The sequence below is a fragment of the Bacillus cereus group sp. BfR-BA-01524 genome (assembly GCF_022662595.1).
Taxonomy (GTDB): Bacteria; Bacillota; Bacilli; order Bacillales; family Bacillaceae_G; genus Bacillus_A; species Bacillus_A thuringiensis_S.
On the sequence record NZ_JAKUDW010000478.1, the window covers coordinates 1 to 219 of the forward strand.

The window sequence follows — 219 nt, forward strand, 5'->3', positions numbered from 1 at the left end:
AATCTTACCGCAGCCAAAACCGAAGAAAAAACGTAAAGTTGAAGAAGACGGTTTTGACGACTACATTGAAGAAGATGAAGATGACTTTGACGATGCAGACGGAAATGCAGAAGAAGAAGAGGAAGAACTGTAGTTCTTGACTTTTCATTATCGTCCATGTAGAATCATTTTTGGGCTCTTTAAAAAAGGACGATAATACTTTTAAAGTGTAAATATAAA

The 219-nt window shown here is 35.2% G+C and carries 1 pseudogene; it reads left to right on the top strand.

Annotated elements, in window-relative coordinates:
• Positions 1-124: pseudogene (locus MR170_RS31975) on the top strand (DNA-directed RNA polymerase subunit delta); the annotation flags it as partial.
• Between the last annotated feature and the right edge of the window lie 95 nt (positions 125-219).